This is a genomic window from Faecalicoccus pleomorphus DSM 20574, assembly GCF_000420345.1.
Classification (GTDB): Bacteria; Bacillota_I; Bacilli_A; order Erysipelotrichales; family Erysipelotrichaceae; genus Faecalicoccus; species Faecalicoccus pleomorphus.
The window spans coordinates 13,220-29,239 of record NZ_ATUT01000005.1 but is presented as its reverse complement, the minus strand read 5'-3'; the positions used below and the strand labels follow the sequence as shown (position 1 = coordinate 29,239).

The 16,020-nt window shown below is 38.1% G+C and carries 15 protein-coding genes; 12 read left to right on the top strand and 3 right to left on the bottom strand.

All coding sequences use genetic code 11. The annotated features are described in order from the left end of the window. The first annotated feature begins 8 nt into the window (after positions 1 to 8). The 4 genes from G413_RS0103685 (at position 9) to G413_RS0103670 (ending at position 4,398) form a co-directional block, all read left to right on the top strand. Complete coding sequence (locus G413_RS0103685; RefSeq protein WP_022789591.1) at positions 9 to 1,841, top strand: YgiQ family radical SAM protein; 1,833 nt, start codon at positions 9 to 11, stop codon at positions 1,839 to 1,841. Beyond that, positions 1,831 to 2,331, top strand: a complete 501-nt coding sequence (locus tag G413_RS0103680; RefSeq protein WP_022789590.1) for a hypothetical protein — start codon at positions 1,831 to 1,833, stop codon at positions 2,329 to 2,331. The genes G413_RS0103685 and G413_RS0103680 overlap by 11 nt, the downstream gene beginning before the upstream one ends. Positions 2,332 to 2,349: 18 nt before the next feature. After that, entirely contained in the window at positions 2,350 to 2,769 is a 420-nt protein-coding gene (locus tag G413_RS11720) for a DUF4430 domain-containing protein (protein WP_022789589.1), read from the top strand. A gap of 627 nt (positions 2,770 to 3,396) precedes the next feature. Beyond that, positions 3,397 to 4,398 carry an InlB B-repeat-containing protein gene (locus tag G413_RS0103670; protein WP_022789588.1) on the top strand — a complete coding sequence of 334 codons (1,002 nt, stop codon included), beginning with the start codon at positions 3,397 to 3,399 and terminating at the stop codon, positions 4,396 to 4,398. Positions 4,399 to 4,496: 98 nt separating this feature from the next. On the opposite strand, the gene tgt is transcribed toward G413_RS0103670, so the two are convergent. The 3 genes from tgt to G413_RS0103655 all read right to left on the bottom strand — a co-directional run bounded on the left by tgt (position 4,497) and on the right by G413_RS0103655 (position 7,521). Beyond that, the gene (gene tgt / locus G413_RS0103665) at positions 4,497 to 5,714 is read right to left on the bottom strand and encodes a tRNA guanosine(34) transglycosylase Tgt (RefSeq protein ID WP_022789587.1); all 1,218 of its coding nucleotides are present in this window, start codon (positions 5,712 to 5,714) and stop codon (positions 4,497 to 4,499) included. 82 nt (positions 5,715 to 5,796) lie between these two features. Continuing rightward, positions 5,797 to 6,408, bottom strand: a complete 612-nt coding sequence (locus G413_RS0103660; protein ID WP_022789586.1) for a cytidylate kinase-like family protein — start codon at positions 6,406 to 6,408, stop codon at positions 5,797 to 5,799. A 123-nt stretch (positions 6,409 to 6,531) separates the two neighbouring features. After that, on the bottom strand, positions 6,532 to 7,521 hold the full coding sequence (locus tag G413_RS0103655; protein ID WP_022789585.1) for an alpha/beta hydrolase: 990 nt from the start codon (positions 7,519 to 7,521) through the stop codon (positions 6,532 to 6,534). Between the two features lie 106 nt (positions 7,522 to 7,627). Here G413_RS0103655 and G413_RS0103650 point away from each other — a divergent pair, with 106 nt between their 5' ends. The 8 genes from G413_RS0103650 to G413_RS0103615 all read left to right on the top strand — a co-directional run bounded on the left by G413_RS0103650 (position 7,628) and on the right by G413_RS0103615 (position 15,889). After that, positions 7,628 to 8,077, top strand: coding sequence for a MerR family transcriptional regulator (locus G413_RS0103650; RefSeq protein ID WP_022789584.1), 450 nt, complete (start codon positions 7,628 to 7,630; stop codon positions 8,075 to 8,077). A 127-nt stretch (positions 8,078 to 8,204) separates the two neighbouring features. Then, on the top strand, positions 8,205 to 8,870 hold the full coding sequence (gene pyrE / locus G413_RS0103645; protein ID WP_022789583.1) for an orotate phosphoribosyltransferase: 666 nt from the start codon (positions 8,205 to 8,207) through the stop codon (positions 8,868 to 8,870). A gap of 109 nt (positions 8,871 to 8,979) precedes the next feature. Next, a complete protein-coding gene (locus G413_RS0103640) occupies positions 8,980 to 11,250 on the top strand; it encodes a pyruvate formate lyase family protein (protein WP_022789582.1) in 2,271 nt (756 codons plus the stop codon). Further along, a complete protein-coding gene (locus tag G413_RS0103635; RefSeq protein WP_022789581.1) occupies positions 11,243 to 12,133 on the top strand; it encodes a glycyl-radical enzyme activating protein in 891 nt (296 codons plus the stop codon). Before G413_RS0103640 ends, G413_RS0103635 begins: the two co-directional genes overlap by 8 nt. A 1-nt stretch (position 12,134) precedes the next feature. Beyond that, positions 12,135 to 12,911, top strand: coding sequence for a DeoR/GlpR family DNA-binding transcription regulator (locus G413_RS0103630; protein ID WP_022789580.1), 777 nt, complete (start codon positions 12,135 to 12,137; stop codon positions 12,909 to 12,911). Beyond that, positions 12,904 to 13,689: a Cof-type HAD-IIB family hydrolase gene (locus G413_RS0103625; protein ID WP_022789579.1), complete on the top strand. Its 786-nt coding sequence runs from the start codon at positions 12,904 to 12,906 to the stop codon at positions 13,687 to 13,689. The genes G413_RS0103630 and G413_RS0103625 overlap by 8 nt, the downstream gene beginning before the upstream one ends. Then, entirely contained in the window at positions 13,686 to 14,453 is a 768-nt protein-coding gene (locus G413_RS0103620) for an N-acetylmannosamine-6-phosphate 2-epimerase (RefSeq protein WP_022789578.1), read from the top strand. The genes G413_RS0103625 and G413_RS0103620 overlap by 4 nt, the downstream gene beginning before the upstream one ends. Before the next feature lie 68 nt (positions 14,454 to 14,521). After that, entirely contained in the window at positions 14,522 to 15,889 is a 1,368-nt protein-coding gene (locus G413_RS0103615) for an MATE family efflux transporter (RefSeq protein ID WP_022789577.1), read from the top strand. The last annotated feature ends 131 nt before the right edge of the window (positions 15,890 to 16,020 follow it).

The window sequence follows — 16,020 nt, the reverse complement described above, 5'->3', positions numbered from 1 at the left end:
AGGATGTTATGTCTTTTTTACCAACAACACGACAGGAGATGTTAGAACAAGGATTTGAACAGGTGGATTTTGTCTATGTCTGCGGCGATGCCTATGTCGATCATCCTTCTTTTGGCTGTGCCATCATCACAAGAACTTTGCAGGTCTTTGGGTACAGCTGTGCCATCTTGGCTCAGCCGGATTGGCATAACGATGAAGAATTCTTACAATTTGGAACACCGCGGCTGGGATTTTTAGTTTCTGCCGGAAATATTGATTCTATGGTCAATCATTATTCAGTCAATAAAAGAAGAAGAGATAAGGATTCTTATACCGATCAGGGTATCATGGGCAAAAGACCGGATCGAGCTACGATTGTTTATACGCAAATCTTAAAACGACTGTTTCCTCATGTTCCCGTTTTGATTGGGGGGATTGAAGCCAGTCTTCGCCGTTTGGCCCATTATGATTATTGGGATGATAAAGTCAGACGTTCGATCTTAATGGATTCACAGGCTGATCTTTTAATGTTTGGCATGGGTGAAAATACGATCATCGAAGTAGCGGACGCCTTAAACAGTGGATTACAGGTACAGGATCTGTGTTATATACGTGGAACGGTCTGGAAGACAAAATCCATTGATACGATCGTGGATGATTATATTCTTTTACCGGATTTTAATACGGTTAAAAACGATAAAAAGGCTTATGCGAAAAGCTTTTTGATTCAATATCAGAACCAGGATGCGATTCAGTCTAAAATGTTGATTGAGCCTTATGATGGCTGGTATGTCGTATGTAATCAACCACCGCTTCCTTTGACACAGGAACAGATGGATTTTACTTATTCTTTGCCGTATGAAAGAACTTTCCATTCCAAATATACCTATGTTCCGGCTATTGAAGAGGTGCAGTTTTCCATCACCAGTAACCGAGGCTGCTTTGGATCTTGTGCTTTTTGTGCCATTACCTCGCATCAGGGACGGGTGATTTCCACAAGAAGTACCGAAAGTGTGGTAGAGGAAGCCAAAAAGATCATCGATATGCCTAATTTTAAAGGGTATATTCATGATATCGGTGGCCCCAGTGCCAATTTCTCCCGCCCGGCTTGTGATAAACAAAAGGAATATGGAGCCTGTAAGACAAAACAGTGCTTATGGCCAAAACCGTGTCCGAATTTAAAGGTGGATCATTCTCATTATGTCGAAATGTTAGATGCGGTAAGACAGTTGCCCAAGGTTAAAAAAGTCTTTATTCGATCGGGGATTCGCTACGATTATTTGATGTACGATAAAGATGAGACTTTTTTTGATCGTTTAGTGCAATACCATATCAGCGGCCAGTTAAAAGTAGCACCGGAACATGTCAGTGCTAAAGTTTTAGATAAAATGGGAAAACCAAGAAAAGAGTTGTATCTGAAATTTGTAGATAAGTATTATGAAAAGAATAAAGAATTTGGCAAAAATCAATATCTTGTGCCTTATTTAATGAGCTCGCATCCAGGTTGTGATCTCAATGATGCGATTGAACTGGCTTGTTATTTAAAGAAAATTCATCATACGCCAAAACAAGTGCAAGATTTCTATCCGACCCCGGGGACACTGGCCACTTGTATGTATTATACTGGTTTAGATCCAAGAACCATGAAACCGGTCTATGTGGCGAAGACATATGAAGAAAAGCTGGAACAAAGAGCTTTGATGCAGTATCGATATCCGAAGAATTATGATATTGTCTATCGTGCTTTAAAGAAGGCCCATCGAGAAGATTTGATCGGTTCCGGTCCGAAATGTTTAATTCCTGCTAAGCGACCAAAAGAAGTCTATGCACACAAGCAAAGGAAACGGGTTCGTGAACGTTAGACAAATGGCACACATCGCATTGATGGGAGCCATACTATATGCGGTGTTTCAAGCCTTTTCCAATATTTTATATTTGGAAATGATCACTTTTACGATTCTATGTTTTGCGCATGCCTTCACAAGAAAAGAAGTGGTCATTTCCTGTATCTTATTTGCATGTATTCAAATTTTATTAAACGGATTGACTCTTTGGAATGTCGCATATTTACTGATTTTTCCACTATATGGCTGGATTTTTTCCAAAAGCAGAGATTTTCTGAAAAAACGTCTGTGGGCCAATGCTCTATTGGCCGGCTTTTTTTCCTTCTTGACAGGCCAGCTGGTGGATCTTCCCTTTTTATTATTCAGTAAGACGATCACGATGCTTTATCTGGTGATGGGGTTAAAAACGTCGCTCATTCAAGGATGTCTAACGTTTATCGTAACACTCTTTTTATGGGAGCCGGTTATACATGTGCTGGAAAGAATACAACAGGAAAGAATTAAGTAGAAAAGAGGAGTTTTGAAAATGAAGAAAAAATTAGGATGGGCCCTGGCGGCTGTTGTTGTGATTGTTTGTGTGGTGATTGGATCACAATACTTGGCCCCAAAGGCACATGAAGGTGAAAAAGAAATAGAAATTCAGGTTTTTGATGCGACAAAAGATAAAGAAGTTTTACAGAAAACATTTTATACAGATGCCAAAACATTGACAGAGTTTTTAGAAGAAACAGAAGAACTGGATGTGAATATCGAACAAGGTGAATATGGTTCCTTATTGAATGAAATCTGTGGTTTGAAACAAGATATGGATCAAGGCCCATGGCTTGTTTTTGAATCCGAAAACAATACCGTTTGTAAAGAGGCAGGTATGTGTCCGGCTATGGATGAAGTGGTGATTGAAGATGGAGATGCCTTTACTTTTAAATTGATTTCCAGCTTTGAATAAAAGGTGAAAACTGAATATGACAGAATCAGTAGTAAACGGATAGAAGTTTTCAGTCTAGTGATCATGATGTAGCGATTCAGACGGAGGACCTTTTGTCAATCAAACCAAAAAATGCATGGAGCAAGGTATGAAAACCTTAAGGATAGTAATGGCGTAAATAAGGTATGATTTAAAAAGACAAGGACAGCTGTATTGATAACTACTTGGCTTCGAAACCATCAAGAATAGTCTCGACTTCAAATATGGCGCAAACATTGGTTGACCAATTGGGGTGAGTCACCAGATTCAGATAAACTACAGAAGGAGAAAAAAATTTGTAAAAAGAAATTTCTCAAACCCATGTAGTACATAAACTGCTGCAGAAACAAAGAAGTCATTGTGTATTGTTGTCTGTGTTTCGGTCTATTGTGATGATTATCATTGATATTCGAAATAAGAAATAGAATAAATAAGAAAATGTGAAAACGAATGAAGTATAAACCTTATTCGTTTTTTTTTGTGTAAAGGTTATTTAATTTATAAAAAAATAACTAAAATAAAGCAAAATAACAACAAATATATTGACGTTTTATTAAGGGGAGGGTTAAGATGTGATTGAAGTATAAAAAGATTTAGGAGAGGAGAATCATGAAAAGAACGAAAAAAGCTTTGGCTGCATCTATGGCGTTAGGTGTAACTCTAACCATGGGTGCAACGACAACAATTTTGGCGCAAGAGGAAACAACAGTAACTGCTGCTCCTGAAGCTTACAGCTATGGAAATTATGTTACCTCAGACAAAACAACCTATGAAGTAGGAGAAACCATTACAGTAACATGTAATTATCCGTGGCATTGGGATGGCATAAATCATCATTGTTTTATCGGTGACCAAAGTATGAACAATTATAATAGCAAATTTTCTACGGTTGCAAGTAACGCAGGTTCTATGACGATTCGCTGTACTGAGGGAATATTTGGTGGAATTACCGTAGGTAGTATTGATGTTACTGTAAATGCTAACCAAATCAATTATGTCGCAACGCAAGGTGGTAGCGTATCTGTGCCATCTGAAACATTGACATCTATGGATCAAAATCCTACAGGTTCTATCGCAACTCCAAATGAAGGATATTATTTTGTGAATTGGACAGATGCTAATAGAGAAGTGGTAAGTACAGATCCTGGCTTTGTTCCTCAAAGTCGTTTTTCCAATACATATACAGCTAATTTTGCGGAATTAAAAACGGCATCTTTAACAGTAAATTATGTAAATGGTGAAGAAGTTGTCACGACAAAAACTTATACTTCTGAAGCAGGCATACCTGGTCAGGAAGCTGCTTTTGACATTTCACTAGAAATACCGGAAGGATATGTTTCTGTAACTGGAATCGATACCATCCATACAACAGTTGCATATGGTACAAGTAGTGTTGTGGAAGTAGAAATCGAAAAAGAAAAGAGTCCGGAAAAACCGGTAGAGGACAAACCGCAGGAACCTACAACACCAGCGCAGACTGAACAATCAAAAGAAGAAACAAAGAAAGCAGATGGAACAAATACATCGGCAAATTTATCCATTGTTGGAGCACTTGGCTCTATGAGCGTTGCCCTTGTTGGTATGATTGTCTTGCTTAAAAAGCGTAAATAGTTAGTAGAATGACTAGGAAGCAATCTTCCTAGTTTTTCTATGCTCAAAAAATAGAACCTCATTATGATCAATGTTTATGATCTTGAGGTTCTATTTGTTTATTTATGATAATAATCTTTTAAAAATTGACTTCGATATTCATAGAAAGTATCATCTATCAAGGCTTGTCTGGCTTCTTCGGTCAATCGAAGAATAAAGCGAAGATTGTGTTGCGAAGATAAGTTAAAATACAAGTGACGTTTTTCTTTGTCTTGCGACTTTAACAATTCACGAAGTTGTCCTTTGGTCCATCCGGCTTTACAAACAGGGCAGTCACAGTCATCATCAAGTGGTTCCAAACTGTCTTTAAAACGAGAATTGGCAAGATTGATATTGCCATATCGTGTATAGATCTTTCCGTGACGTGCCTCTCTTGTAGGTGCCACGCAGTCAAAGGTATCCGCTCCCATTTCAATTCCAATCAAGATATCGTCTGGATGGGACAGCCCTAAAAGATGTCGTGGCTTGTTTTCCGGCAGCTCTTCACAACACCAGCGTAAAATATCTCCCAGATTTTCTTTTAAGAAGGCACCGCCTAAGCCATAGCCATCAAAATCCATCTTGGCAAATTTTTTCGAAGTGGATCGGCGTAAGTCTTCCCATCGGCCACCTTGGATGACACCATATAAAGCTTGATAATAACCTAGATCGTACTGATGCTTTCGATGTTCTTCTATGCTTCGTAGTGCCCAGCGTTCGGTTCTTGCCAAAGCTTCTACATTATAATCATAATCATCGGCTAAGGAAGTCAGTTCATCAAAGGCCATGTGGATATCGGCTCCAATACGACATTGAATCTGCATAGATTCTTCCGGACCGATAAAGTCATCCTGCCCGCTGTTAGGATCGGTAAACGCAACCCCATCTTCGGTTACTTTGGCAAAGCGATGTTCTGGTTCGGTGTTTTTTAAATCATGACCGACCTTCATGCTGACGACTTTTCCGCTGCCGGAGCCTAAAGACATGACCTGAAAGCCACCGGAATCGGTTAAGGTAGGTCCATTCCACTTTGACCAGGCGGCCAGCCCACCATTTTGGGCGATCTCAAAGGAGGCATTTCGCAAATGATATCCATTGGACAACATGGCCTGTGCCTGAATGGCTTTTAAATCCTCCATCGATAAAAAGTTGACACTGCCTCGTGTTCCTACACACATAAAAGCCGGTGTCTTGATATCGCCATGTGGAGTATGGATGATACCGGCACGGCCTAGTTTTCCTTCCAGTCTTTTTTCAATTTCAAAGGAAAAGGTATTGTTGTTTTGATAATCGGTCATGGAATCTTCCTTTCTGAAGTTACAGCCATCTGATTATAGCATAAAATAAGATTTCTTTTGAAAAAAAGATCCCATGACGGGATCAATCTAGTAAATTATGAATAAAATGCAGTATGGTTTCTACTGTTTTTTCTTCCGTAAGACGAGAGGTGTTAATGCATAAATCATAATTTGCCGCATCAGACCATTTTTGATCGGTATTAAAGTTATAATAGGCAGCACGAGATTTATCCATTTCTTTTATTTTCTTTCGTGCTTCTTTTTCAGTGATTTGATCACGTTCCATGACATGGGCAATTCGATCTTTTAAATCGGCACTGATAAAAACACGCACCAGTCGTTCTTGATCTTTGAGAATGTAATCGGCACAGCGACCTACGATTACACAATTTCCCTCCTGTGCGACTTTTAGGATCGTATCATGTTGTGCCTGATAGGCCATAGCTTCTGTGGAAATGAATTGATCGTTCCACATAAATTGTGTCGGTCCGGCTAATAGGGAATAAAAGAAAGGACTGGCTTGTCTTTCGTCCATACTTTCTAAAAAGCTGGTGGCTAAACCGCTTTCCTGGGAAGCTTTGACTAATAGCTCCTTGTCATAATACGCATATCCCAATTTTTTTGCCAATTGTTTGGCGATGCTTCGGCCATGACTTCCAAATTGTCGGCCAATGGTAATGATCGTGTGTTTCATAATAAGGCCTCCTGTATGGTTTTCTTCTTACTTCTATTTTAATGCACGAAAAACAGAATGAAAAGGATAGAGCATTAAAAATAGGATGATAAAAAGAGTCATGACTAGTGACTCTTGGGTTTCTTATTTAAGATAGGTCTGATAGAAATCGGTGATCTTATCAAATGGAATAATATCCATTTGATCATATAAATCGGTATGCACAGCTCCTGGAATGATCAACAATTCTTTATTGTCCGGTACGGGATTTCCATCCATCATCTTTTGATACGCATCTTTACTGAAATAACAAGAATGTGCTTTTTCGCCGTGAATCATCAAGACGGTACTGCGAATCTCATTGGAATACTGCAGAATCGGCATGTTTAGAAAAGACTGGCATCCGGTCACATTCCATCCTTTTCCTTCTCCCTGAGATCGAGGATGATAACCACGTTTTCGACGATAATACAAAATATAATCGGCTACATATTGAGGTGCACCATCTGGAATTTCATCCGGTAAGGCACCGGCAGAAGCATAGTTTCCATTCTTAAAATCAATCGTTCTTTGTTTGGACAGTGCTTCTTTTTTCTGAAAACGAAGTTCTTCGCTATCTTCTTCATCAAAATAACCATTGGCATTCACTCGGGTCATATCGTACATCGTTGATGTGACAGTGGCCTTGATACGTGTATCCAATGCAGCAGCATTTAAAGCCATGCCACCAAAACCGCAGATACCTAAGATTCCAATCTTATCGGGATCGACATTTTCCTGTACAGACAGAAAATCAACAGCCGCCATAAAATCTTCGGTGTTGATATCCGGGGAGGCGACATTGCGGGGAAATCCACCGCTTTCACCGGTATAGGATGGATCAAAGGCTATCGTGAAAAAGCCTCTTTTTGCCAATTGGTGTGCGTATAAGCCGGATGCTTGTTCCTTAACAGCTCCAAAAGGCCCACTGAGGGCAATAGCCGGCAGCTTTCCACTTGCTTTCTTTGGCTCATAAACATCGGCTGCCAATGTGATTCCATAACGATTGGTAAAGGTTGTTTTATGATGGCGTACTTCCTCACTTAATGGAAAAACCTTGTCCCATTCTTGGCATAAATGTAAAGTTTCATTCATTGTAACTTCCTCCTTGACAATACTATCCTGTTGGATTAAGTTTACTGTAAATCCTAAAGCTAACTTTAGGTCAAGAGAAAAATATAAATTTTTTAGGAGGATGTGTATGTATTCGATAGGACAAGTTTCAAAAATGTTTGATTTACCGATTCCAACCTTACGATATTATGATAAAGAAGGCTTATTCCAAGACTTAGAAAGAGAACCATCCGGTATTCGTAAATTTAATGAAAAATCGATTGAAGCTTTACGTGTCATTGAATGTTTAAAGAAATCCGGGATGCAGATCAAAGAGATTCGTGAATTTATGAACTGGTGCAGCCAGGGCGATCGTACTTTAGAAAAACGAAAAGAAATGTTTTATGCACGTCGTCAGGAAATTGAAAAACAGATGGAAGAGTTGCAGAGAACATTGGACATGGTCAAATTCAAGTGCTGGTACTATGAAACAGCCTGTAAAGAGGGAACGGAAGTGAATATGCCACAACATATGGAAGAGGATATGCCTGCAGACATTGTACAATGTTATGAAAATGCACATGCGGATAAATTGTAATGATGGATCATATAATTTGCATTGTGTTATAGCAAAGAAGTCACAATTATAAATTGTTAAATAGGCTATAATTACTTTGTGAAATACATTATAATTGATGTAGTAAATATTGAAGGAGTAGGAAAGTATGGAACAGTACAAGCAGGAATTTATCGACTTTATGTTAGAAAGCAAAGTTCTTAAATTTGGGGATTTTACACTAAAATCTGGAAGAAAAAGTCCGTTTTTTATGAATGCCGGTGGCTATGTAACAGGCTATCAATTAAAGAAACTGGGCGAATATTATGCCAAGGCCATTGTAGAGACTTATGGAAAAGATTTCGATGTTTTATTTGGGCCGGCCTATAAAGGTATTCCATTGGCTGTTGCTACAACGATCGCCTTGGATGAACTTTATGGAATGGAAGTTCGTTATTGTTCGGATCGTAAGGAAGAAAAAGATCATGGAGCGGATAAAGGAAGCTTTTTAGGAACAAAGCTTCAGGATGGAGATCGTGTCGTTATGATTGAAGATGTGACTACATCCGGTAAATCTATGGAAGAAACGGTACCGAAAGTAAGAGGGGCAGCCAATGTGGAAATCGTAGGTTTGATGGTTTCCTTAAATCGTAACGAAAAAGGAAAAGGCAATAAAACCGCTTTGAAGGAAGTTAGTGAGTTATATGGCTTTCCAACTGCAGCCATCGTATCTATGCCAGAGGTTGTAGAATATCTCGAAAGTAAAAACGCATTGGATGCAGACCTTAAAAATCGAATCGATGCTTATTATGCAGAATATGGAGCGACTGAATAAAGCTCCTTTTTTTATAAGCACTATGAATAAATTTGAACAAAAAAGAACAAAAATGATTGATTGTAAAAAGGCGAGGTGCTATATTGAAACTGAATAGGAGGTCTGCAGTATGGCACATATCAATATTGATGGAGCACAAAATGTAGAAGTATCCAAACCGATTCCCAGTCAGAAAAGCCCACAGGAACAGCTGGAAATCATGGAAGCTTATACCTGTGCCCATAAAAATGGGACAAATTTAGATAAAGCTTTTCAAGAAATTCATTGTTTAAAGGTTTTATTTCCGCGTTTATTTCGGACTTTGGAACCCGGTGATCAAATTGCCGGACGATTAGATTTTTTGCCGATTGGCTTTGGCAGTGTCACTTCCATTGGTGGCGTAGGGCATTATTGTGTGTTTCATAAATTACGAGCCTTTAAATCCTTGTTAAAGACGGAGGAAGAAAAGGCACGAGTGGATGCCTTATATGATTATTGGCAATATCATGATGTGAAATCTATCTATTGTCAGGATGTGCTGACTGAAGATACCACAGGCCGTTTTATCGATTGTAAATATCCATTTATGGCTACGGCAAGATTGTCTGGTATGATGTTAGATTATCAAAAGCTGATGCGTTTGGGAGTGAATGGATTGATAGAAGAGATTCAAAGACAAGATCTTACCAAGCCATTTATCCAAGCTTCGTTGGAGGCAATGAAGCTCTTTCAAACAGTCATTTCCTACCAGATAGATTTGGTTAAAGAAGCTAAAAAAGAAGCAAGTCTTGATTGGAAACAGGATTTGGATGTGATGGAAGAAGATTTAATCTGGATCAAGGAGCATAAACCGGTTACTTTCCATCAGGCGTTGCAGTTATTCTGGTTGTATGCGTTATGTGCCGGTTGTATTAATTATGGACGTATGGATATGGTTTTAGGTCCTTATTTGAAAAAAGATATGGATGCAGGAAGATTGACCGAAGAAAAGGCGCTGGAATATATTGCTTCTTTGTGGAAAATGATCGAAAATCGCAGAACTACGGTAAATGGTCGTATTATCGTCGGTGGACGAGGAAGAGAAAATGTAGAAGCTTGTGACTTGTTCACTCGATTGTGTTTAAAGGTCTGTAAAAAAGTGCGATATGTAGAACCACAGTTTACGCTTCGCTTTGATCATAATACACCAGAAGATATTTTGGATATGGCATATGAATGTATCGCTTCAGGAGCTACCTATCCGACTTTATACAATGATGATGTCAATATACCGGCTGTACAATATGCGATGCGTGTACCGGAAAAGATTGCCGAACAATATGTTCCTTTTGGTTGTGGAGAATATGTGATCCAGGGAAAAAGTGTAGGAACGCCAAATACATTATTGAATATGTTAAAGTTGTTACAGATTTCCATGAATGAAGGATTTGATCCTATGGATAAAATTTATAAGGCAGGTCCGGTACAGTGTAAACCATTAAGTGAACTAAAGACATTTGAAGATTTGATGGATCAATATCAAAGAGTGCAGGATTATTATTTTGATTTAAGTATTTATGCACAAAAACATTCGTATGAAATCATGAATCAAGAAGTTAGCTTCTTATTTACTTCGATTTTGATGGATGATTGTATTCATCGTGAAAAAGCTTTGTTGGATGGTGGAGTTGAAATTTTAGGCGGTACCAATGAAACATATGGAAATATCAATGCCAGTGATGCCTTATATGCGATCAAGAAGCTGGTGTTTGATCAGAAAAAATATACGTTGGAGCAGTTAAATGAAGCAGCTTTGCATGATTTTAAAGGCTATGAACGAATTCAGAAAGATTTATTGAAACAAGATAAATATGGAAATGATAAAAAAGAGTGTGATGAGTTGGCCAATCGCTGTTATGAATATGTGGCCAAAGGCATACGTCAACGAGGCATAGATGCCGGAATGGGTTATTATCTGATCGTCATTTCCAACAATCAAACCAATACAGACTGGGGCCATCAGACAGATGCCAGTCTGGATGGAAGAAACAAAGGTGTGTATATGAATCCGGCTAATAACCCGCAAGGTGGTGCTGCCAAATTCGGACCAACCGCTGTTTTGAATTCATTAGTGCATTTTGATGCGAAATATCATGGTGGCAGTGTGCAAAATATCAAATTTACACCACGTATGATGCATGAAGATAAAGAGAAGGTCAAAGCTTTATTCGAAACGTATTTTGAAAATGGTGGCTGCCAGTTAATGGTTACGGTTGTTGATCATGGCCAGTTGGAAGATGCACAAAAACATCCAGAGAAATACCCGGATCTGATTGTTAGAGTTGCCGGTTATTCGGCCGTGTTTGTCAATCTGACCAAAGATATACAAGATGAGTTATTAAGTAGGACTTTATATGATTAGCATATCAAATATCGAACGTTTTGCGACGCATGATGGACCGGGAATTCGTACTACGATTTTCTTAAAAGGGTGTAGCTTACATTGTCCATGGTGTGCCAATCCTGAAACTTGGGATGTACATCCTGTTTTGATGCATAAAGAAAATAAGTGTGTACGATGTCATTCGTGTTTAAAAGCTTGTACAAAACAGGCAATCTCTTTTCAACCGGAGTTTACACTAAATCGTAATGTATGTGATGGGTGCGCTCTTTGCGTGGATGCGTGTCTTTTAGAAGCATTAGAAATATCGGGTAAGTGGATGGACATAGAGGAAATTGTAGAAGAAGTACAAAAAGATGATCGATATTATCAAAAATCCAATGGTGGTGTGACACTTTCCGGAGGAGAACCTTTGTTTCAGTTTGATGAAGTTTTTTTGTTGATTTGTACACTTCATGAAAGAGGCTATCATTTAGCTTTAGAAACGACAGGTAATTATCCTTTGGAACATTTAAAAAAAGTGGAACCTTATATTGATTTGTTTTTGATGGATTGTAAACACTTGGAACCAGAAAAACTTCAAAAAATAACCGGTGCCAATCCAAAGTTTGTACAGGATAGCTTTACCTATCTTTCGCAACATTGTCCTGAAAAAGTCATTGTTCGTATGCCGGTAATTTGGAATTTTAATGAAGATCAGATTGAAAAAACGATCGATCAGGCATCTCGTTTGGGATTTTCAGAAGTGGATCTTTTACCTTTTCATTCTTTAGGAAAAAACAAATGGGAAAATTTAAATAAAGTATATCCATATGCATCCTATCCCATGATGAAAAAAGAGACTTTAAATGCTTTTGTTGCGTATGGAAAGACAAAGAACATATACGTCAAAATAGGAGGATAAGATGTTAACAGAAGAAAGAATGGTTCGAATCATGGATCTGCTTCATAAAAACTCATTTGTGTCGATTCAAGATTTAATGAAACGTTTTCAAGTATCTCGTTCATCTATTATGCGTGATTTACAAGAGTTAGAAGAACAAGGGCGCGTTTTACGTGTGCGAGGCGGTGCCAGCCTTGTAGATACAGATGTCTTGTTGTCACGATATAATGAACCGGCTGTGCAGTTTAAAGAAGATACACAAAAAGATGCGAAAAAAATAATTTGTCATAAGGCAATAGAAGAAGTACATGATGGGGATTGTATTTTTATTGACGCGGGAACTACACCAGTTTATTTATTGGAAGGCTTAAAACATAAAGATGTAGAGCTGGTTACGACAAACACCTATCTGTTAGAAAGATTGCCGTTGGATTTTAAAGGACATGTGTATTTACTAGGTGGCGAGTTTTCTAAAAAGTATGATTCTTCATTTGGATCAATGACTACACAGTTATTGAAACAGTTTCGTTTTGATCTTTGTTTTTTAACGGCCAATGGTATCAGTGTACAAGAAGATGAAGCGTATGTATTTGATATGCATATAGGCACGATCAAAAAAGAAGTACAGATGCGCAGTCGAAAAAGTATCTTGTTGATAGATCATACCAAATTAAAGACAAGAGCTTTTTATACCTGGTCTAATTTATCATCTTTTTCAAAAGTATATATGGATATATATCCAAAGAACAAAAGAATTCCGGAAAACTTTAAAATTTGTAAGGAGATAGAAAATGATTAAGATCATATTTTTTGATATTGATGGAACTTTGCTTCCGTTACGAACCAAAACTTTGACACCATCGTTGACAAAAGCTTTACAGAGACTTCAAAAAAAAGGAATTCGCTTATTTTTAGCTTCAGGACGGCCAAAATTTGTACTTCCTCATTTTGAAGGAGTTACATTTGATGGGGCGTTAACGTTTAATGGACAGTATTGTTATGACAAGGAAAGGGTGTTGTATGAAAATCCTTTAGATCCTAAAGATGTGAATCAAATTTTTGAAAATGCGCAAAATATGAAAAAAGCATTAGTCGCCTGTCATCAAGATTCGATGTATTGTAATGAACATGAAGAAATGTTAGATGAATATTTTAAGATTGCTTCGCAAAGTATTCATAAAATAGATGATTTTAAAACGTATCTGCAATCATCGATCTATCAAATGATGGCTGCTATACCAGAAACACAGGAAGAAAGTCTTCTTCAAGGCACCAAACATATTCAAATTGTACGATGGTGGCCTTATGCCTGTGACATGATACCTAAAGAAGGTGGCAAAGGAAAAGCTGTAGAAGGAATTTTAAAAGCATATGGGCTAAAGAAAGAGGAAGCTATGGCTTTTGGCGATGGCGGTAATGATATCGACATGTTACAAGCGGTAGGATGCAGCGTTGCCATGGGGAATGCTTTACAGGAAGTAAAAGATTGTAGTGACTATATTACAAAATCTGTCGAAGAAGATGGTGTAGTTTATGCATTAAAACATTTTAAATTGATTGAGGAGGATGACAAATGAAAACTACAGATCCTAAAAAAATCGAGATATTAGATTGCTTAAAAGGTGGCTTGATCGTATCTTGTCAAACTCAAAAGGATGAGCCAATCTATACACCGGATATGGTAGTGAAAATGGCTGAATGTGCTAAATGGGCAGGTGCCGTTGGTTTACGCTTAAATTCACCGGAACAAATACGACAAGTCAAAGAAGCTGATCTTGGCTTGCCGATCATCGGCTTATATAAAGTCTGGCATGATGATACGGATGTATTTATTACACCGACCATGAAAGAGGTGGATGCGATCGTTGAAGCTGGTGCTGATATTATCGCATTGGATTGCACATCACAAATCACGCACGAAAAAACTATCGCTTGGGATTTATTACCACAAGTTCGAGAGAAATATCCAAATCATTTGATCTTTGCGGATTGTTCCAATATCGAAGAAGCTATACATGCTTCTCAAAATGGTGCTGAAATCGTAGCTCCTACTTTATACGGTTATACAAAAAACACAGAAAATATTGAAGGGGCCAATTATCGCATGGTTGCGGATATGTGTCGAGCTGTTGGAGATGATGCCAAAGTCATTATGGAAGGACATTTATATACACCAGAAGATGCGATGAAATGTATTTTTATTGGCTGTCATGCGGTAGTAGTTGGGTCTGCCATTACCAGACCACATTATGTTGCCAAACGTTTTGTAGATTGTTTAAGTAAATATCAAGACGATTGGCGCCTTGCGGAAAAAGCACACCATACCAATGAATTGAAATAAAGAATGGACTGTATAGAGCATTTAAAATCTATACAGTCTTTCTATTTTTCAGGTGTATAATTTAAACTATGAAAAACAGACAAGTCGATTTCTCGAATGGAAGAATTTTGGAAAATATCGTAATGTGTGCGGCACCTATGTTGGTAGCGCAACTTTTAAATTTGATGTATAACATCGTGGATCGTATCTACATAGGTAAGATTGAAGGAATTGGTGTCGTAGCTTTAGGTGGTGTAGGACTTTGTTTTCCCATCATTTCATTGATTACGGCCTTTACGAATTTGTTTGGTGCTGGTGGTGCACCTTTATGTTCGATTGAACGAGGAAAAAGAAATATAGAAAAAGCCCAACGAATCATGAATATATCTTTTTATATGTTGATTCTAACAGCGATTGTATTAACGATTGTTGGAATCTTGGTTTCTGAGCCATTGTTGTATATATTTGGTGCCAGCGATACTACGATTCAATATGCTTTACCCTATATGCGAATTTATTTTGTAGGTACGCTTTTTTCTATGATTGCCTTAGGTATGAATCCTTTTATCAATGCACAAGGTTTTGCGAGCACCGGGATGATGACAATTTTTATCGGGGCCATTGCCAATATCATTCTGGATCCGATCTTTATTTTTGGCTTGGACATGGGTGTACAAGGCGCTGCCATCGCAACGGTCATTTCCCAGATTCTTTCTGCCATTTTTGTATTTCGGTTTTTGACAGGTAAATCTTCGGAATTAAAGCTGCAGCATTTTAAGAATGTAGAATTTCGAGGAAAAGAAATCCAAGATGTGATCAGCTTAGGCTCTTCCAGCTTTGTGATGCAGTGTACAAACAGCCTGGTGCAAATTGCCTGCAACAGCATGCTGTCACAGGTGGGGTCCGATCTTTATATTTCCTGTATGACCGTGATTAATTCGGTTCGTCAGATCTTGGAAGTTCCGGTGCTGGCCATAGGGGATGGCTCCAGTCCTATTCTTAGTTACAATTACGGTGCCGGAATTGGTAAAGGTGTTAAAAAAGCAATCCGAATCATTACATTTGCCGGTGTTGTTTATACACTGGTCGCATGGATGTTTATCATCCTATTTCCACAGTTTTTTATTCATATCTTTAATAGTGAACCAGATCTTTTACAAATTGCCGTACCGGCCATGCATGTTTATTTCTTTGCGTTTGTATTTCAGGCTTTTCAATATTGCGGACAAACTGTTTTTAAATCATTGAATAAAAAGAAACAGGCGATTTTCTTTTCACTTTTAAGAAAAGTTGTGATCGTAGTGCCTTTGACGTTTATCTTGCCACATCTTGGCTTTAAAGCTATGGGTGTCTTTATGGCAGAACCAATTTCCAACTTTGTTGGCGGATTGATTTGTTTTATCACAATGTTGGTAACGGTCTATTGTAAACTGGATGTGAAAAGGAATAAGGAATGAAATATCATAAAGAGAGATACTTTGTAGATAGAAACTAAGCTGTTGTTTGGATAAATGAATGACCAGAGCAAAAAGCTGTAAGATGATATTAAAGAATTAAATAGTATAGATTTTTGTGTAGAGAAATGATA

Excerpts from the sequence above, each read along its gene's own strand:
- G413_RS0103685 (WP_022789591.1), top strand. The coding sequence starts at position 9 with ATGTCTTTTTTACCAACAACACGACAGGAGATGTTAGAACAAGGATTT.
- G413_RS11720 (WP_022789589.1), top strand. The coding sequence starts at position 2,350 with ATGAAGAAAAAATTAGGATGGGCCCTGGCGGCTGTTGTTGTGATTGTT.
- G413_RS0103670 (WP_022789588.1), top strand. The coding sequence starts at position 3,397 with ATGAAAAGAACGAAAAAAGCTTTGGCTGCATCTATGGCGTTAGGTGTA.
- tgt (WP_022789587.1), bottom strand. The coding sequence starts at position 5,714 with ATGACCGATTATCAAAACAACAATACCTTTTCCTTTGAAATTGAAAAA.
- G413_RS0103660 (WP_022789586.1), bottom strand. The coding sequence starts at position 6,408 with ATGAAACACACGATCATTACCATTGGCCGACAATTTGGAAGTCATGGC.
- G413_RS0103655 (WP_022789585.1), bottom strand. The coding sequence starts at position 7,521 with ATGAATGAAACTTTACATTTATGCCAAGAATGGGACAAGGTTTTTCCA.
- G413_RS0103650 (WP_022789584.1), top strand. The coding sequence starts at position 7,628 with ATGTATTCGATAGGACAAGTTTCAAAAATGTTTGATTTACCGATTCCA.
- pyrE (WP_022789583.1), top strand. The coding sequence starts at position 8,205 with ATGGAACAGTACAAGCAGGAATTTATCGACTTTATGTTAGAAAGCAAA.
- G413_RS0103640 (WP_022789582.1), top strand. The coding sequence starts at position 8,980 with ATGGCACATATCAATATTGATGGAGCACAAAATGTAGAAGTATCCAAA.
- G413_RS0103635 (WP_022789581.1), top strand. The coding sequence starts at position 11,243 with ATGATTAGCATATCAAATATCGAACGTTTTGCGACGCATGATGGACCG.
- G413_RS0103630 (WP_022789580.1), top strand. The coding sequence starts at position 12,135 with ATGTTAACAGAAGAAAGAATGGTTCGAATCATGGATCTGCTTCATAAA.
- G413_RS0103625 (WP_022789579.1), top strand. The coding sequence starts at position 12,904 with ATGATTAAGATCATATTTTTTGATATTGATGGAACTTTGCTTCCGTTA.
- G413_RS0103620 (WP_022789578.1), top strand. The coding sequence starts at position 13,686 with ATGAAAACTACAGATCCTAAAAAAATCGAGATATTAGATTGCTTAAAA.
- G413_RS0103615 (WP_022789577.1), top strand. The coding sequence starts at position 14,522 with ATGAAAAACAGACAAGTCGATTTCTCGAATGGAAGAATTTTGGAAAAT.